14 protein-coding genes and 2 tRNA genes are annotated in these 16,547 nt (G+C 69.9%); 7 read left to right on the top strand and 9 right to left on the bottom strand.

Annotated elements, in window-relative coordinates:
* The first annotated feature begins 166 nt into the window (after window positions 1-166).
* Genes MAE01_RS02110 through MAE01_RS02095 form a run of 4 tightly spaced genes read left to right on the top strand, consistent with a single transcriptional unit; the run spans window position 167 to window position 3,649 of the window.
* Complete coding sequence (locus MAE01_RS02110; RefSeq protein ID WP_147037889.1) at window positions 167-724, top strand: RNA polymerase sigma factor; 558 nt, start codon at window positions 167-169, stop codon at window positions 722-724.
* Window positions 721-1,809: a DUF4349 domain-containing protein gene (locus MAE01_RS02105; RefSeq protein ID WP_147037888.1), complete on the top strand. Its 1,089-nt coding sequence runs from the start codon at window positions 721-723 to the stop codon at window positions 1,807-1,809. The genes MAE01_RS02110 and MAE01_RS02105 overlap by 4 nt, the downstream gene beginning before the upstream one ends.
* 59 nt (window positions 1,810-1,868) lie before the next feature.
* Window positions 1,869-2,417 carry an ArsR/SmtB family transcription factor gene (locus MAE01_RS02100; protein WP_147037887.1) on the top strand — a complete coding sequence of 183 codons (549 nt, stop codon included), beginning with the start codon at window positions 1,869-1,871 and terminating at the stop codon, window positions 2,415-2,417.
* Window positions 2,414-3,649: an MFS transporter gene (locus MAE01_RS02095; protein ID WP_147037886.1), complete on the top strand. Its 1,236-nt coding sequence runs from the start codon at window positions 2,414-2,416 to the stop codon at window positions 3,647-3,649. The genes MAE01_RS02100 and MAE01_RS02095 overlap by 4 nt, the downstream gene beginning before the upstream one ends.
* 56 nt (window positions 3,650-3,705) lie before the next feature.
* On the opposite strand, the gene MAE01_RS02090 is transcribed toward MAE01_RS02095, so the two are convergent.
* Window positions 3,706-3,778 (bottom strand) — tRNA-Glu (locus MAE01_RS02090).
* 155 nt (window positions 3,779-3,933) lie between these two features.
* On the opposite strand from MAE01_RS02090, the gene MAE01_RS02085 reads away from it, so the two are divergent.
* Both MAE01_RS02085 and MAE01_RS02080 read left to right on the top strand, forming a co-directional pair.
* Entirely contained in the window at window positions 3,934-4,572 is a 639-nt protein-coding gene (locus MAE01_RS02085) for an MBL fold metallo-hydrolase (protein WP_147037885.1), read from the top strand.
* The gene (locus MAE01_RS02080; protein ID WP_267901831.1) at window positions 4,569-5,105 is read left to right on the top strand and encodes a GNAT family N-acetyltransferase; all 537 of its coding nucleotides are present in this window, start codon (window positions 4,569-4,571) and stop codon (window positions 5,103-5,105) included. The genes MAE01_RS02085 and MAE01_RS02080 overlap by 4 nt, the downstream gene beginning before the upstream one ends.
* Here the strand turns inward: MAE01_RS02080 and pepN are convergent.
* Window positions 5,090-7,582: an aminopeptidase N gene (gene pepN, locus MAE01_RS02075; protein ID WP_147037884.1), complete on the bottom strand. Its 2,493-nt coding sequence runs from the start codon at window positions 7,580-7,582 to the stop codon at window positions 5,090-5,092. The two genes, MAE01_RS02080 and pepN, sit on opposite strands and share 16 nt — an antisense overlap.
* Window positions 7,583-7,870: 288 nt before the next feature.
* Here pepN and MAE01_RS02070 point away from each other — a divergent pair, with 288 nt between their 5' ends.
* A complete protein-coding gene (locus tag MAE01_RS02070; protein WP_147037883.1) occupies window positions 7,871-8,074 on the top strand; it encodes a cold-shock protein in 204 nt (67 codons plus the stop codon).
* A gap of 56 nt (window positions 8,075-8,130) precedes the next feature.
* Here the strand turns inward: MAE01_RS02070 and MAE01_RS02065 are convergent, their stop codons facing one another.
* From MAE01_RS02065 to MAE01_RS02035, 7 genes are all read right to left on the bottom strand, one after another.
* The gene (locus MAE01_RS02065; RefSeq protein ID WP_147037882.1) at window positions 8,131-9,117 is read right to left on the bottom strand and encodes a DNA topoisomerase IB; all 987 of its coding nucleotides are present in this window, start codon (window positions 9,115-9,117) and stop codon (window positions 8,131-8,133) included.
* 4 nt (window positions 9,118-9,121) lie between these two features.
* Window positions 9,122-9,808: an ABC transporter ATP-binding protein gene (locus tag MAE01_RS02060; RefSeq protein WP_147037881.1), complete on the bottom strand. Its 687-nt coding sequence runs from the start codon at window positions 9,806-9,808 to the stop codon at window positions 9,122-9,124.
* The gene (locus MAE01_RS02055; protein ID WP_371861754.1) at window positions 9,805-10,728 is read right to left on the bottom strand and encodes an ABC transporter ATP-binding protein; all 924 of its coding nucleotides are present in this window, start codon (window positions 10,726-10,728) and stop codon (window positions 9,805-9,807) included. The genes MAE01_RS02060 and MAE01_RS02055 overlap by 4 nt, the downstream gene beginning before the upstream one ends.
* Window positions 10,729-10,746: 18 nt before the next feature.
* Window positions 10,747-13,428, bottom strand: a complete 2,682-nt coding sequence (locus MAE01_RS02050; RefSeq protein WP_147037880.1) for an ABC transporter permease — start codon at window positions 13,426-13,428, stop codon at window positions 10,747-10,749.
* Window positions 13,425-15,776 carry a hypothetical protein gene (locus tag MAE01_RS02045; protein WP_147037879.1) on the bottom strand — a complete coding sequence of 784 codons (2,352 nt, stop codon included), beginning with the start codon at window positions 15,774-15,776 and terminating at the stop codon, window positions 13,425-13,427. Before MAE01_RS02045 ends, MAE01_RS02050 begins: the two co-directional genes overlap by 4 nt.
* 48 nt (window positions 15,777-15,824) lie before the next feature.
* Window positions 15,825-15,896, bottom strand: a tRNA-Gln gene (locus tag MAE01_RS02040).
* Between the two features lie 95 nt (window positions 15,897-15,991).
* The gene (locus MAE01_RS02035) at window positions 15,992-16,489 is read right to left on the bottom strand and encodes a lipocalin family protein (RefSeq protein ID WP_147037878.1); all 498 of its coding nucleotides are present in this window, start codon (window positions 16,487-16,489) and stop codon (window positions 15,992-15,994) included.
* Window positions 16,490-16,547: the final 58 nt, after the last annotated feature.

Below are 16,547 nucleotides of genomic sequence, written 5' to 3'. Positions count from 1 at the left end.
GCCGTCGTCGCCGAGCTGCTCGCGCTGCTGCCGCGCCACCGGGTTTGGGAGAGGACGGAGGGCATCCCGGCCTGAGCACGCGTCGGCTCTCGGAGCTTCCGAGAAGATCTGAGACGATGAGGCATCTCGCGACACTCTCCCAGTGAGAGACACCGAAAGGAAGCGGATGTCCGAGCTGTCTGCGGATCAGGATCTCGTGGCACGGGCCGCGGCGGGAGACGAGAGCGCCTTCCGCGAGCTGTACCGCGTGCACGTTCGGCCGGTCTACTGGATCGCGCACGGCATCCTGCGCTCCCCCGCCGACGCGGAGGACGTGACACAGGAGACGTTCGTGACCGCGTGGCGCAAGCTGCCCGGTCTCGAACTGGCGGGGGAATCCCTGCTCCCGTGGCTGGCGACGATCTGCCGGTTCCAGTCGGCCAACCGGCTGCGCACACGCCGCAGGGAGCAGGCGCACACCGCGGACGCAGTGGACGAGGACCTGCCCGACACCGTGAACGTGGAGGAGCAGGTGATCACGGCGGAGCTCGCCGAGCGGATCACCGACGCGCTCGGCACACTCGGCGAACTCGATCGTGAGATCTTCCGGCTGTGCGCTGCCGAGGGCTTTGCCTATCAGGCGGCGGCCGACGAACTCGAGGTCACGACGGCAGTGGTTCGGAACCGTCTCTCACGGGTGCGCACGCAGTTGCGCGGCACCGTCGAGGAGATGAGAGACGCATGAACGACCAGACGCCCACGAACAGCGCATCGGATCTGCCCGAGCTGTCGCAGGCCAGCATCGACCGCATCGAGACGGCGGTGTTCTCCGAGATCGCGAAGGACCGTGTCGCCGCGCCGGCAGCGAAGGCGACGGCGGTGTCGTCGAAGCGGCGCAGCCGCCGCCGGGTCTGGCTCACCGGGCTCGGTGTCGCGGCGGCCTTCGTCGCCGGGGTGCTGCTCACCCCGCCTCTTCTGAACATCACGACGGGCACGACCGCCGGCAGCGCGGGCGACACGATCGGGCTCGTCTCCGACTCCGCCGGGGGCGGAGCGGTCGGCGAAGCGCTGCCGGAGAACGCCTCGATGGATGCCGCAGACGGGGCCGCGACGGAGGACAGTGCGCGCGAGATCATCGCGACAGCGCAGGCGACCCTGCGCGTCGACGACATCGCGGGCGCGGTGGATGACATCGCGGCGCTCGCCGAAGAGCACGACGGCTACGTCGAGAACACCGACATCTCCGCGACGGAGCCGTCGGCCGACACGAGCGTTCCGGTCCCTGCGCCCGAGGGCGAGTACGGCTGGATCAGCATCCGCGTTCCGGCCGCAGACCTGACGACGGTCATCAGCGAGCTCGGTCAGACCGGCACGGTGGTCTCCTCGTCGACATCTCAGCAGGACGTCACGACGGCGGCGATCGACCTGCGCGCACGCGTCGATGCCACCCGTGCATCGGTTGACAGGCTCACGGAGCTGATGTCGCAGTCGGGCAGCGTTTCAGAACTGATCGACGCCGAGGTGGCGCTCACCGACCGTCAGGCTCAGCTCGAGTCGTACACGCAACAGCTCGCCGCTCTCGAGGACCAGGTCGCGATGTCGTCGCTGCAGGTGCAGGTGACGAAGTCGACGACGGTGGCGCCGGCGGACCCCGCAGGCTTCGCTGACGGGCTGCTCGCCGGATGGAACGGACTGATCGCGTCACTGAACGCCCTGGTCATCGCGATTGGGTTCCTCCTCCCCTGGCTCGTCGTCGCGGGGGTCATCGCCGTGATCGTCTGGGGCATCATGCGCAGGCGTCGCCGGAGTACCGCAACCGAGATTCCCTGATTTTCCGCGGTATACAAGAACTCTTGTGAGAATTCGGGACCACGCTTAGCGTGGCTCCCATGGAAGAGATCGAGGCGATCACCGCCGTCCATCAACCGGTGCGACGGCGGATCGTCGACTACCTGGGCCTGTACGGCCCCAGTCAGGTGACGAGCCTGGCTCGCTCGCTGGACCAGCAGGTCGGCAGCATCAGCCATCACCTGCGGATGCTGGAGCGGGCGGGCATCGTCGAACGAGCCGATGACCCGACCGGCGACCGGCGTACGAGCTGGTGGCAGACCGCACGCAAGAGCTTCTACTGGTCGGTCGACGACTTCGCCGATTCCCCGGCCGACGCGATGCTCGCCCGCAGCGCAGAGCGAGCGAACATCAACTCCCAGATCGCGCGCCTGTCGGCCTGGCACCGGAGTGCCGCACCGAGCCCGGAATGGAATCGCTCCGCGTTCAGCACCGACACGCTGACCTGGGCGTCCGCGCAGGAGCTTGCGGCGCTGTCCGCCGCCGTCAACGCGACGATCGAATCCTGGCGGCGTTCGATCGATCTCGAAGACGGCGTCGAACGCCAGCCGGTCTTCGTCTTCGCGCACGGATTCCCCACGGCGCCATGACGACCTCCGAACCCGCCCTGCTGCGCGAGCCGCCCAGATTCTCGCGCGACCTCGCCGTCCACGCCTGGATCACGGTCAAGGCGCTGTCCGACGCCGGCGACGCGATCTGGTCGATCGCGCTGGCCTGGACCGCGGTGCAGATCGCCTCCCCCGCCGTCGCGGGGCTCATCGTCGCAGCGGGCACCGTGCCGCGCGCGGTCATCCTGCTGTTCGGCGGCGTCCTCGCCGACCGCGCGAACGCCCGGCACGTCATGATCGTGTTCAACGTGCTGCGGGTCGGCGTGCTCGTGGGCGTCGCGCTGTGGGTGCTCGCGAACCCGCCGACCGTGCTCGTGCTGACACTGGCCGCGATCGCATTCGGCGTGTGCGACGCGTTCTACGAGCCGTCGGCGGCGACCATCGGCCGACAGCTCGTCCGCGTGGACGACCTCCCGTCGTACAGCGCAGTGATGCAGACCGCGACGAGGCTCGGAACGATGGGAGGCTCAGCCCTCGGCGGGTTCCTCGTCGCGTATGCCGGCCTTGCCGGGAGCGCGTCCATCAACGCCCTCACCTTCACCTTCGTGATCGCCTTCATCGCGATCTGGCTGCGTCCCCGGTTCGCACTGGCTCGCGCCGAGAAGGAGACCGCGCTTCGCGGCATCCTGCGCGGCTTCACGCACATGAAGGATGCCCCGACGACGCGCACACTCGTCATCGCCCTCTCCGGGCTGAACCTCGCGGTGGGCCCCGCGACCGGCATCGGTATCGCGCTGCGCGCTCACGATGAGGGCTGGGGCGCACAGGCCGTCGGCATCTTCGAGGCGCTCATCGGCCTCGGCGCCGCGCTCGGCGCGATCGCTGTCGCCAGGTGGCGGCCGCGGCACGAGGCGCTCGGCGGGTTCTGGGCGCTGGTCGTGCAGGGCGCCGGAATCATCCTGATCGGCGTCGGTCCGGTCTGGCTGACCGGCATCGGAAGCTTCGTGATCGGCCTGACCGCGGGATTCGCCTCCGTGCTCCTGAGCGCGACGTTCGCGGCTACGATCGACACGGCCTATCTCGGCCGGATGAGCGCGATCACCCGGCTCGGCGACGACGTGTTCATGCCGCTGGCGATGGCCGCATTCGGCGCGCTGGCCGCTGCGACGGCCGTCTGGATCGCGTTCGTCGTGTTCGGGCTGGCGCTCATGGGCATGATGTGGTTCCCGCTGCGCAATCCGCAGTTCCGCGAGATGTCGCTGCGGGCCGGGTAGTCGCAGCATCCCCATACGCGAAAACCCCCGGCAGAGCCGGGGGTTTCGGTGTTGTGTGACCCCAGCGGGATTCGAACCCGCGTTACCGCCGTGAGAGGGCGGCGTACTAGGCCGCTATACGATGGGGCCAGGTCTTGCGGAGCGTTTCCGTCCCGCGACAACCGTTCAAGTATGCCACGAGGATTTCACCTGCGCCAAATCGAGGCGAGGCGCGCGCGAATCCCGGGCGCGTCCCGCCGTCAACCCCGTTTGCCGTACATGCCGGAACGGAGTTGACTCTCTCCATGCGCGTAACGAAGCACGAACATGCCACCCTCCGTCTTGACGAGAGCGGAGAGAGCCTCATCATCGATCCCGGCTCGTTCACCACACCCCTCGACGAGCTCTCGAGCGTGGTCGCCGTGGTCCTCACCCACGAGCACCCCGACCACTGGACGCCCGAGCACCTCGACCGCATCCTTCGCGCAGCTCCCGCGACTCCGATCTTCGCCCCGGCAGGGGTCGCAGCCGCCGCCGGCGACTACGAGATCACCGTGGTCTCCCCCGGCGACACCGTGACGGCCGGGCGCTTCACGCTGCGCTTCTTCGGCGGCGATCACGCCGTGATCCACTCCTCGCTCCCCCTGGTGCAGAACGTCGGCGTCCTCGTGAACGACGTGCTCTACTACCCGGGCGATTCGTACGCGGTGCCCGAGGGCGTCGAGGTCGACACCCTGGCCGCCCCCGCCGGTGCCCCGTGGCTGAAGATCGGCGAGGCGATGGACTTCGTGCTCGCTGTGAAGCCCCGGCGCGCGTTCGGAGTCCACGACATGACCCTGTCGGTGATCGGCCGTGGCATGCACCGCCAGCGGCTGAAGTGGGCGACAGAGCAGAACGGCGGGGAGTTCTTCGAGCTCGATCCCGGCGACGCGCTCGACCTGTGACGCGGCGCCTGTTGCCGCAGCCGACCACACGGCTGCGGTTCCGCGAGATGACCACCTCTGACCTCGATGAGATGGCCGCGATGCTCGGCGATCCCGACGTCATGGCGTTCTACCCGACGCCGAAGACTCGGGCCGAGAGCCTCGAGTGGATCGAGCGGATGCAGGAGCGCTACGCACGCGACGGCCACGCCCTCTGGGTGATCGAGACGCACGACGGCGAGTTCGTCGGCGACTGCGGCATCACACGGCAGTCGTACAACGACACCCCGGTCAGAGAGGTCGGCTATCACGTGGTGCGCCGCTTCCAGCGTCGGGGCCTTGCGACCGAGGCCGCCGGGGCGTGCGTGGAACTGGTGCGTCGTGAGTTCGCCCCGACGCTGCTGACGGCGATCATCCACCCCGAGAACGCCGCATCGCGCAGCGTCGCCGAGCACCTCGGCATGACGCACATCGATGACGACCGCGCGCACCCGTGGATCGTGCGCACCGTGATGGGGATGACCGTCGAGGCCGCGGATCAGCCTTCGCGCTGAGGCTGATCCGCGCGTACGCGAAGATCGCGCGCCAAGTGGTCGCGCTGCTCCACGATCAGACGTCGCAGCGCAGCCGGCGCGGAATCGTTCGCTGCGAGCCAGCCGTCGACGAGATCCAGATCCGGGGATGCCGGGAACAGCCCCACCACGAGGCGTCGGGCGATCTCGATGCTGCGGTCCTGCCACGCACCGGCGACCCGCTCGAAGTATCCCTCGTCGAGTGCACCGATGAGATCTCGGCGTCCGCCGGCGCGCACGCCGTCGATCGTGGCGCTGAGGTGGTCGTTGCTCAGCTCCTCGTCCTCCCAGGCACGATGCCAGGCGACCAGACGCACCTCCTGCACCGGGCGCGACGCCAGCGCCCGCAGGGCCGCCGTCCGCCCGCTCGCGGTGTCGTCGCGCGCCAGCTCGGCAGCCACGTCGTCACCGCTCGCTTCGCCGACCGTCGTGAGCGCGGTGAGCAGCGCCCAGCGCAGATCGGGATCGACGCGCAGGCCGTCGGGCCCGCGACCGTCGAGGATCGCACGCACGTCGGTCGCACGTGAGGCATCGAAGGCGGACGCCGCGGCGAATGCCCGCGCCCATGACAGCTGGGCGTCGCTGCCGGGTGCGGCATCCGTCAGCGCGGCCCAGGTCCGCTCGAGCCAGGTCGCGCGGTGGGCGGCTCGCTCGTCATCCGGCACGTAGTGGCCGATGGCGTACGAGGCGTTGGCCAGCACGCCGGTGAGCAGGCCGATGTTCTGCTCGGCCGGGGCGTGGGCGCCGACGATCGCGAGGTATCGGGCGGCGGGCAGCTCGCCATCGCGGGCGGCGTTCCACAGCGAGGACCACACCAGGGCGCGCGGCAGCGGCTCGAGCGTGGACAGCGCCTGCTCGACGGCGTCGAGGGAGCGTTCGTCGAGCCTCGCCTTGGCGTAGGTGAGATCGTCGTCGTTGATGACGACGAGGTCGGCATCCGCGAAGTCCACCGGGGTGCGCGCGGAGGCGATGTCGAGTTCGACCTTCTCCCTCAGCGACAGCGCACCGTCTGTGAGGCCGTACAGTCCGACGCGGAGCCGGTGCAGGCGCGGGTCGGTCTGCACCAGCATCCGCCCGCCGTCGGCCGCGGTCTCCAGCGCGATCGTCGACATGCCGCTCGTCTCGAGCCAGGCCCGCGACCAGGCGCGCACGTCGCGACCGGAGACCGCCTCGAGCTCCACGAGCAGGTCTTCCAGAGCGGTGTTGCCGTAAGCGTGGGCGGCGAAGTAGCGGCGTGCGCCCTCGAAGAAGTTCTCCTCGCCGACGAAGGCCACCAGCTGCTTGAGCACGGACGCGCCCTTGGCGTAGGTGATGCCGTCGAAGTTGAGCTTCGCTGCCTCGAGATCGGTGATGTCGGCGACGATCGGATGCGTGGTGGGCAATTGGTCCTGCTGGTACGCCCACGCCTTGCGGTTCGCGGCGAAGCGCACCCAGGCGTCGGTGTACCGCGTGGCGGCGGAGGACGCGTGCGAGCCCATGTAGTCGGCGAACGACTCCTTGAGCCACAGGTCGTCCCACCAGCGCATGGTGACGAGGTCGCCGAACCACATGTGCGCCATCTCGTGGAGGATCGTGTTCGCGCGTGCGCCGCGCTGCGCGTCCGTGGCGGCGCCACGCGACAGGTACGCCTCGGTGAAGGTCACCAGTCCGGGGTTCTCCATGGCGCCGAGGTTGTACTCCGGCACGAAGATCTGGTCGTACTTTCCCCACGGATACGGGAACGCGAAGGCGTCGGTGAAGAAGTCGAGCCCCTGCTTGGTGACCTCGATGATCTCGTCCGCCTCGAGGAACTCCGCCAGAGAACGCCGGCACAGCACGCCGAGTGCGATGGTCTGGTCGTCGCGGGTCCACTCCGCGTCGACGCGATGGTACGGGCCGGCGGCGACGGAGGTGATGTAGCTCGACAGCGGCAGCGTCGGGGCGAACTCGACGGTCTTGGCGCCGTCGTGCTGGCTGACGGCGGACGCGCTCTGGTTCGACAGCACCTGCCAGCCACCGGGCGCGTGCACGACGAAGGTGTACACGGCCTTCATGTCGGGCTGCTCGAAGCAGGCCATGACCCTGCGCGCATCGGCGGGTTCGTACTGCGTGTACAGGTAGGTCTCGCCGTCGACCGGGTCGACGAAGCGGTGCAGCCCCTCGCCGGATCGCGAGTAGACGCCGACTGCGTCGATCACGACGGTGTTGGATGCCGCGAGCCCCGAGATCGCGATGCGTGCGCCGTCGTACTCGACCGGCCGGGCCTCGCCGTTCACTGTGACGCCATGGACGGCACCGCCGATGAAGTCGATCCAGGTGTCCGGTGCGGTCGCGTCGAAATGCAGCGTCGTGGTCGTGGGGAACCCGGTCTGCTCGGGATCGGGCGCCGCACGAAGATCGAGCTCGACTCGAACGGTGTGCAGTGTCACCGCCGCAGATCGCACGGCAGTCTCGTCCCTGGTCAGATTCGCAGAACTCATCGCTCCATCGTTTCATGAGGATTCGGCTCAGAGTGAGGCGCAGAGCGAAGAATCCGTTAGGCTGAGCATGTATCCGCGATGGCATGAGGAATCTCCACATGCTCATCGGTCCGAATGCCTCACCGCATGGTGGCCACTTGTTCTTCCGCCCCTCATCTATCTCACCCTCACCGGGCACGTAACGCCGCTTCTTCGCCGCTCCCCGGAGAGTCTCCGAACTGCCGAGCCGATTCATGGTCTCGGTATGACGGGTCGACGGTCGACCCATGAACACCAAAGGAAAACAGCATGGCCACTGGCACTGTCAAATGGTTCAACTCCGACAAGGGCTTCGGCTTCATTGCTCCCGATGACGGATCCGCCGACGTCTTCGCGCACTTCAGCGCGATCCAGTCGAGCGGCTACCGCAACCTCGAGGAAGCGCAGAAGGTCGAGTTCGACACGGAGCAGGGACCCAAGGGCCCCCAGGCGACGAACATTCGTCCGCTCTGATCTGAGCTTCGAAGGCCCGATCCCGCATCGCGGGGTCGGGCCTTTCTCATACCTGTTCAGCGACGGCTGAGCACCTTGAGCACGCACTGCTCCTCGACGGTGAGGTGCTTGCGCGGTCGCATCCGGCTCATCGCGCCGCGCACCTGCGGGATCGTGACCCCGTCTTCGAAGGCGGAGAACACCCGAGGGTCGATGTACGAGTCCTTCGTGACCGCCGGGGTGTTGCCGAGGCGCTCGGCGACGTGGGCGACGACATCGCGGACGACGGCCGCGTCCTCCGCGTCGTCGTCCGTCTCCATCGCGAGAAGGGCCGAGGTCGCGAGCAGCGTGCCGCCCCAGGTGCGGAAGTCCTTGGCGGAGAACTCCTCCCCCATGTGGCGCTTGACGTAGGCGTTCACGCGCTTGCTGTCGACGTCGTGGATGATGCCGTCCTCGTCGAAGAACCGGAAGATGTCGTACCCCGGCATTTCCTCGAGCTGGGAGATGACGCGTACCAGCTGCGGGTCGCGGACGGTCTTCACATGGCGACGGCCGCTCTTGCCGACGAAGTCGAACGTGACTTTCGAGCCGGACACCTCGGTGTGCTTGCGCCGCAGCGTCGTGACACCGTAATGACCGTGCTTCCGGGCGTACTCGGTGTTGCCGACACGGAAGAACTCCTGGTCGATGAGCCTCACCACGCACGCGACGACCTTGTCCTCGCTCAGACGACGGCGTCGGAGGTCCTTCTCGGCCTGGATGCGCAGACGCGGGAGCCGTTCGGCGAACCGCAGGATTCGCGCGAACTTCGCCTTCTCCTGGCGGCGCCGGAACGCGGGGCTGTAGATCGTCTGCGTGCGGCCCGCGTCGTCGACGCCCTTGGCGAGCACCTTCGTCGAGGAGGAGCGCGAGATCCCGACCTCCGTCCATGCCGGCGGGATGGCGAGGGAATCGATCCTGGCGATCTCGCGCTTGCTGGTGATGCGGCGGCGGCCGTCGCGGTACACGGTCTCGTCGTCGACGAATTCGCGGGTGATCGGCAACCGGCGTGCCCTGGGCGTCATACGTCTATTGTGCGGCCCGGCGCTCGCGGAGGACGCCGTCGTGCAGTTCGAGCACGCGATCGGCGCGCGCGAGCATCGCCTGGTCGTGTGTGACGACGACGGCCGCAGTGCCCCTGTCGTGCACGAGCCGCGCGATCAGATCCATGATCTGCGCGCCCGTCTCGCTGTCCAGTTGCGCGGTCGGCTCGTCGGCGAGCAGGATGCCGGGCGCTGTCACGAGCGCCCGTGCGATGCCGACGCGCTGCTGCTGACCGCCGGAGAGCTCACCGGGGCGCTGCTGCGCATGTTCCTCCAGACCGACATCGCGGAGAGCGTCGGCCACGCGGCGGTCGCGCTCGCGCGGATCGACGCGGCGGATGCGCAGGGGCACCTCGACGTTCTCGGCCGCGGACAGAACCGGGATGAGCCCGGCTGTCTGGAAGACGGAGGCGATGCGAGGGCCACGCAGCGCCGTGACGTCCGTCGACGGATCGGCGAGATCTGCGCCGTCGACGAGGACCCGGCCCGCCGTGGGGCGATCCAGCCCTCCGAGCATCGTGAGCAGGGTCGTCTTGCCCGCACCAGACCTTCCCGCGACGACGACCAGCTCCCCCGCCGCCACGGCGAGGTCGGCATCCCGCACCGCGAGGACGTCGCCGCCCGGGCTCGGGAAGGTTCGCGAGAGCGACTCGGCTCTCAGCACGATCGTCATTCGGCGGTCTCCTTCGGTGTGCCCTCGTCGACGTCCGGGCGTCCCTGCCCCGGTGCGACGCGAACATGATCAGGTTCGAGGGTGAGCCGCACGCGCTCTCTCAGGTCGAGCGCGGAGACGAAGTCCGCGGGGAGCTGCATGCGGCCGGCACGGTCGAGCACGGCATACTCCTGGGCGGTCCGGACAGCGCGGCCCTCGTGATCGGTGTCCGTGTGGCGCAGCGTCTCGGTAGAGGTGCGGCCGTCGCGGATGTGCACGGTGCGGTCAACGTGCTCGGTAACACCCGTGTCGTGCGTCACGATCAGCGTCGTCACGCCGCGTTCGCGGTTCACCGTCTCCATGGCGGCGAGCACCTCTGCGCTGGTGTGCTCGTCGAGCTCGCCGGTCGGCTCGTCGGCGAGCAGCACCCGCGGTCGGTTCGCGAGGGCGACGGCGATCGCGACACGCTGCCGCTGTCCGCCGGACATCTCCGCGGCGCGCTTGTCCGCGACCTCGCCCGCGCCGAGCAGGTCCAGCAGCTCGTCGCCGGCGGCGGCGCGCTCGAAACGCGGCACGACACCGGCGACCTGGTGCACCATCGCGATGTTCTCGCGCGCCGACAGGTACGGCAGCAGGTTGCGCGCGGACTGCTGCCACACGAATCCGACGCTGCGGCGCCGGTAGCCCAGACGCTCCGCGCCCTTCATGGTCACCAGGTCGTGGCCGGCGACCCGTGCCGAGCCCGCGGTGGGGCGATCGAGTCCGGCGAGGATGCCGAGCAGAGTGCTCTTGCCGGATCCGGAGGCTCCGACTACGGCGACGAGCTCCCCGGTCGTCATCCGCAGGTCCAGTCCCTGCAGAGCCTGCACCTCGACGCCCTGCGCCGTGAAGATCCGCACGAGCCCCTCGCACACGATCGCGCCGTCCGACATGTCAGCCATTGTCTCGCTCCTCTCCCATCACTGTCCCCCTTCGTCGTCCGCGCGGATCACGTCCGCCGCGCCCGCACGCGAAGCGAGGGCGGTCGCCGCGACGACCGCGCCGAAGACGCTCAGCGCGAATCCCGCCACGACGAGCAACGACCACGCACCGCCCAGATCGATCGGCGGCTGGCCCGATCCGCCAACGAAGCCGCGCAGATCCAGCTGCGGGATCACCAGCCATGCCATGGCGATCCCCGCCGCCAGTCCAAACGGCAGGGCAAGCAGCAGCGCCGGCGCCACCTCCCATGCGACGAGCCGCCCAGCGGCGCGCCGCGGGTGGCCGAGCGTGCGGAGGATGGCCAGGGTCCGCGCCCGAGCGGGCGCACCGAGCACGAGCGTCGCGACGACGGCCACGGCCAGAAGCAGAGCCACCAGCAGGCTCGCCGCGACCAGCGCTCCCTGCACGATTGCGAAGACGGGATCCTGCGCGTAGCCCGCGGCGACCGAGGCGGGCGTCTCGAACGCGGCGTCACCGCCGAGCGCCGCCACGGCCGCCCCGCCGACGGCGTCGGGATCCGCGCCTGGGGCGAGCGCGAGATAGAGCTGCGATGCCCCGGTGCCCCGCTCCCCCAGAGCCGCCGCGTTGGCAGGGTCGACGATCACCCACTGCTCGGCCGTGCCGAAGGGCACCTGCGACGGCGCGGTCCCGACGACGCGCACCTGCGTCCCGGCGACCTCGAGTTCGGCCTCGCCCGGGTCGTTCACACCGAGACGCGCGAGCAGTCCCTCCGAAACCACGACCGGCACGCCTTCGTCGGCATCCTCGGTGAGCGCGTCCGCGAGGGGCAGCGGCGTCGCGCTGCCCCTCTGAACGGTGACCATCTCGTCCCGATCGACCGTGTACACGTGCGCTCGCACCGGCTTCCCGCCGACGGACACGTCGACGGTCGAATCGCCGCGCAACGACGCCATGGCCGCGACGCCGTCGAGCGCGGCGACTCGGTCCGCGCCGGCACCGTCGATGTACGCGGCGTCGACGCGAACATCCGCACCCACGTTGATCATCGCGGAGCGATCGACACCCGAGGAGACGGTCGCGACGAACGCCACGGAGAACACCGCGACGCCCAGCCCGACCGCGGCCGCGAGCACAGGGGCGATCCGTACGACGGGTTCTCTGCGTGCCCGAGCCGGACCGAGCAGTGCGGTGAGCGACGGTCTGCGTCGACCGCGGTTCTCAGCGAGCCGGAGGAGCACCGGCAGCACGCGCAGCGCCAGGATGCCACCAGAAGCGCCGAGCAGCACAGGCAGAGAGAGCAGCAGAGGATCGACGCCGCCCGCCCGGCTCCGCGTCACGACGAGGACGACGAACACGACCGTGACGGCGAGTATCACCAGCTCCAGCGCTGCACGGCCGGCTCCGGACCGGCTCCGCTCGCCCAGGTCGCCTCGGCCGCGCCCCTCGGCATCCGTCAGCGCGCCAGAGGGCAGCACGAATGCGGGCACGACGGCGAGGAGGATCGGAACGAGGAGGACCCAGGGTGCGGCCCAGCCCGGCTGCACAGCGGCGATGCCGGCGCCGATCAGCGCGCCGAGCAGGCCCAGTGCCGCGCCCTCGCCGCTCAGCAGCGCGATGAGACGTGCACGGGATGCACCGCGTGCCCGCAGCACTCGAGCGGCAACCGTGCGGCGCACCGCGATCAGACGGCTCACGAGGGCCACCACGACGAGCGCCGCGGCGATCGGGCCGCCGGATGCGACGGCGACGACGTCCGTCATCGCATCGCCGCGAAGGGTTCCGGTGTCGATCGCCTGCGGAAGCGAGGAGCCGAACGCCAGTCCGCGGTTGAAGAACGTCGTGTCGTGCAGCGGGACCTCGACGGGGCTGGCGGTGAGCAGCCGCAGCTGCGCGGCCGTGGTCGCCGCTGAAGCCCCGTCGAGCGCGGCGGAGTCGAACGGCATCCACGCGCTGGTCTTGACGTCGCCGCTCCGAGCGGTGAGGGCTGCCGCCTCGTCGACGTGCATGAACGCGGCGGTGACAAGGGTGCGGTTGCCGTCCGCATCGACCTCGATCAGGGGCTCGACGGATCCGCTGATGAATGCCCAATCGCCGTCGTCGTCCGCAGACGGGGCGACGAGGCCCGTGAGTGTGAGCGTCGTGCCATCCCACTGGCGCACGGTGCCCGTCTCCCAGCGCAGCTGTTCGGCGATCGCCTGCGTGAGCACGATCTCGATCCCGTCAGCCGGATCGGTGATCTCAGGGAAGCGTCCCTCCACGAGGTCTGCCCGGCCGAGGAGTCCGGGATCGGAGACGAGTCCGACCTTGTTGCGCGGGACGACGGAGGCAGATCCGGGGTCGGCACTGGGGGACGGATCGACCGTCACCGTGACGCGAGGCTCGCCCAGCAGGCTGCGCAGCGGCTCCGGCTGCTCCGCGCGCTTCGCCTGCACGGCCGCCAACGTGCGGCCCCAGACCCCGACACCGGGTTCGGAGACGGCGGTGAACGCGGGAAGCCCTGGCGCGGTCGCCGAGGGCCACCGTGCCAGCTCCGGCAGGGAGTCGACCGCGCGCTGGACGGTCGCGGTGCGCCCATCGGCGAGGACGGCAGGAGCCGCGACCCCGAGATACGACAGCACCGCGATCACGACGACCAGGAACAGCGACAGAGCGGGGGTGGTGGATGCGCCGCGCATCGCGAGCGGAGTCCGGCCCATCATGCGCCCAGCCCCAGCACGATGGGCAGCACCGCCGCGGCCACGCAAGCCCCCAGAACGGAGCCCACGAGCAGCGCGTAGACCGCGACGCCCGCGATCTCGCCCGCGCGCAGGGCCCGCTGACGCGACAGCCCGAGCCCGAGCGCCCGCAGCACGAGAGTCTCGTCGCGGCGAGCACGACTCGCGGCCGAGGAGGCGGCGAGGAAACCGATCACGCCCAGCAGCGCGGCGACGAGCGCGCCGGCGGTCAGCAGCGCGGGGGCGACCGACACGACCGGCGCTGCGCTGACCTGATCGGCGGTGAGGATGCGCACTGGGTCAGTCGCTTGCGCACGCACCTGCGCCGCCGTCTCCTCGGGAGTCTCGCTGCCGATCCAGAGCTCGTTCGCGGGCAGCTCCGCACCCGCCGCGCGCAACTGGTCAGGGTCGGCGGCGACACCGAATCGCTCTCCCACACCGGGGAGGGCATCGACGATGCCGGCGACTTCGATCGGCACCGGCCTGGCCACCGAGCGCACGCGGGCAGTGAAGACCGCCCCCGTCGTGGCGCCGAGCCGTTCACCGAGACTGCGGGTGATCACGGCGGAGATCGTTTCGTCCGCGCCTGCGGGAATGGGACCTGAGAGTCCCAGGGCATCGGGCGGACCCGCGACGAGAACGGCGGTGTCGGATCCCACAGTGAGGGGCGTGCGCAGAATCTCGGTCGCGTCCGTCACGCCGCTCCACGTGTCAGCGGACCTGGCGATCGCATCCAGGCCGTCGTCCGCGATCACCCGGACGTCGCCGCCGAGAAGGGCACCGCGCGTGCGCTGCTCCGCGGCATCCGCGGCTCCCGGCGCCGTCACGGCAAACGCCACGGATGCGGCGGCGAGAGCCAGGCACAGGATCGCGACGGCGACGCTGCCCATCCGTCGGGCGATCTGCCGGATGGGCAGGATCGGAGCGATCCCGCGGCTGCGGCGCAGGAGCCGCTCGGCGACGGCGGCCAACGGGCCGATCGCGACGGGGCCGACGAGGCACGCGGTGACGAGCAGCAGCGCCGGCGCCGCGGCGGCCAGTGGGTCCGGAGCGCCGTCTGCGCGCACGACCGTGCCGGTGGCGAACAGTTGCCATGCCGACAGGGCCGCCAGTCCCACGGCGACACCGGCGACCAGGAGCAGCACGGCGGGTGGGCGCACACCCGCGTCGCTCCGCTGGGCCTCGGGACGCCTGCTGTCCGCGCGACCTGCACTGCGGACGGCGAGGAGGCCTGCTGTGACAGCCGCGGCCACGACCGCGCCGATGGCCGTCAGAACCGCGGTCGTGCCGATGCCGACGGCGACCGCGAGACCCGCCAGCGCGAGGGAGGAGCCGACCGCGGCGGAGACCGCGGCCTCGCCCGCGGCGCGGACGGCGAGACTCCGTCCGGATGCGCCTCGGGCGCGCAGGAGGACGAGCTCCTCACGACGGACCGTCGACAGTGTGGAGAGCACGGCGCCGAGCACGAGTGCGCCCAGCAGCGCGATGATGAGAAGCGGGGCGACGAGCAGTCCGCGTGTGGCGGCGACAGCGGCCGACTGGCGCTGGAGCGTGTCTCCGAGGCCGCCCAGGACTCTGGTGTTGTGCTGACGCTGCGGATCGATGCCATCGGGCAGGCTGCGCAGCGACGTGATTCCGCGCTGCATGCGCTCGAGATCGGTGAGCCGACTGGCGGCGGGGGTGATCTCCCAGGTGACCGTCGGAGCAGCGGGGAAGGATTCCAGCGCGCCCGGCGCGACGACGCCAGGGCCGGTGGCGCCGTCGCTCTGCCCCGAGACCACGGCCGAGTCGCCCTGCCAGGCGGAGTCCTCGGGATCGTCAACGGTCCAGGTGCCCACCAGAGTGAGCGTCGTGCCGTCACGTGAGACGGTGACCGCGTCACCGATGCCGAGGTGCTGTCGCGCCGCCGCGGCCTCCGGCAGTGCGATCTGGTTCGGCGACCGCGGCCACTCCCCGTTCGTGAGCGTCGCGAGATCCGGAATCCGGTCGTCGTGGAGCAGTCGCAGGGTGAACGTCTCCCCCATCGGCGTCTCGGCTGCCGCCTCGAGCTCGGCCTGGCGTGCGACGACGACGTCGACGCCCGTGAACGCGTCAGCGATCGCTTCTCGCACCTGGCCGTCCTGCGCGGTGAGATCGGGAGCCTGGACGGCCACGACTCGGATGCTGCGGGCAGCGGGCTCCGCGTGTGTGAGGATCCGTGTCGCACCGTCGGCGATCGACCGATCGGCTACGGCGTCGATCCCTCCGATGCCGGCGACGACGAGAGCCACCACGAAGGCGAGGAGCGACAGTCGGCCGACGTGTTCTCCGGCCTGCTTCGCTGCAAACCTCATTGGTCCCCTTTACAAGAAAACCCCCGCCTGAGCGGGGGTTCTTCTCTGCTGGGGTACCTGGACTCGAACCAAGAATGGCGGTACCAGAAACCGCTGTGTTGCCAATTACACCATACCCCAAGGGCGAAACCGGAGTCTCGCACCGAGGTACAACTGTACCCGAACTCAGCGGCGCCGCCAAAACGACGCGGGCGCGCCGGGCGCGTCGCGCGGGCTCAGATCTCGACCCGGCGGCCGGACTGCGCCGCCTCGATCCATGGTTCCAGGTCATAGCCCTGTGCACGGGCCTCGGCGAGGTAGGCCGAACGCGTCTCGTCGTCGATACGCGGATCACGGCTCAGCAGCCAGAGGTACTTGTGATCGGGGGTGCCGACCAGCGCATGACGGTAGTCGGGGTCGATCTTCAGCACCCAGTAGTCGGCCTTCGTGAACGGGATCCAGCGCAGGCCCTCCGGCAGGAAGGTGACTTCGAGGCGGCCCGGATGCTCTTCGTCGGGAATGCCCTGGCCGAGCGCCTGCGTCGGCTCGCCATCCTCGTCGAGGCAGCGGTTGTCGACCTTCACGGTGCCATCGTCGTCGAGCGAGTACTCCGCTGTGACGTCCGTGGCCGTGTCGTCCTCATACTTCAGCGGCAGGCGGCCGATCTCGTACCAGAGTCCGAGGTACTTCTGCAGGTCGAACGCCTCGACGGATTGCACTTGTGCTTCGGTCATCGTTCCTCCTCGTCGTTTCCCGCAACGCTACGTGCGTGGCGGAAGAACGACGAGGGGC

This window comes from Microbacterium aerolatum, from assembly GCF_007988825.1.
GTDB lineage: Bacteria > Actinomycetota > Actinomycetes > Actinomycetales > Microbacteriaceae > Microbacterium > Microbacterium aerolatum.
The sequence above is the reverse complement of the archived record's forward strand: the minus strand, read 5'-3'. Positions and strand labels throughout refer to the sequence as shown.

What these genes read in the sequence shown, in the direction of transcription:
- MAE01_RS02110 (WP_147037889.1), top strand. Translation starts at nt 167, where the DNA reads ATGTCCGAGCTGTCTGCGGATCAGGATCTCGTGGCACGGGCCGCGGCG.
- MAE01_RS02105 (WP_147037888.1), top strand. Translation starts at nt 721, where the DNA reads ATGAACGACCAGACGCCCACGAACAGCGCATCGGATCTGCCCGAGCTG.
- MAE01_RS02100 (WP_147037887.1), top strand. Translation starts at nt 1,869, where the DNA reads ATGGAAGAGATCGAGGCGATCACCGCCGTCCATCAACCGGTGCGACGG.
- MAE01_RS02095 (WP_147037886.1), top strand. Translation starts at nt 2,414, where the DNA reads ATGACGACCTCCGAACCCGCCCTGCTGCGCGAGCCGCCCAGATTCTCG.
- MAE01_RS02085 (WP_147037885.1), top strand. Translation starts at nt 3,934, where the DNA reads ATGCGCGTAACGAAGCACGAACATGCCACCCTCCGTCTTGACGAGAGC.
- pepN (WP_147037884.1), bottom strand. Translation starts at nt 7,582, where the DNA reads ATGAGTTCTGCGAATCTGACCAGGGACGAGACTGCCGTGCGATCTGCG.
- MAE01_RS02070 (WP_147037883.1), top strand. Translation starts at nt 7,871, where the DNA reads ATGGCCACTGGCACTGTCAAATGGTTCAACTCCGACAAGGGCTTCGGC.
- MAE01_RS02065 (WP_147037882.1), bottom strand. Translation starts at nt 9,117, where the DNA reads ATGACGCCCAGGGCACGCCGGTTGCCGATCACCCGCGAATTCGTCGAC.
- MAE01_RS02060 (WP_147037881.1), bottom strand. Translation starts at nt 9,808, where the DNA reads ATGACGATCGTGCTGAGAGCCGAGTCGCTCTCGCGAACCTTCCCGAGC.
- MAE01_RS02055 (WP_371861754.1), bottom strand. Translation starts at nt 10,728, where the DNA reads ATGGCTGACATGTCGGACGGCGCGATCGTGTGCGAGGGGCTCGTGCGG.
- MAE01_RS02050 (WP_147037880.1), bottom strand. Translation starts at nt 13,428, where the DNA reads ATGATGGGCCGGACTCCGCTCGCGATGCGCGGCGCATCCACCACCCCC.
- MAE01_RS02045 (WP_147037879.1), bottom strand. Translation starts at nt 15,776, where the DNA reads ATGAGGTTTGCAGCGAAGCAGGCCGGAGAACACGTCGGCCGACTGTCG.
- MAE01_RS02035 (WP_147037878.1), bottom strand. Translation starts at nt 16,489, where the DNA reads ATGACCGAAGCACAAGTGCAATCCGTCGAGGCGTTCGACCTGCAGAAG.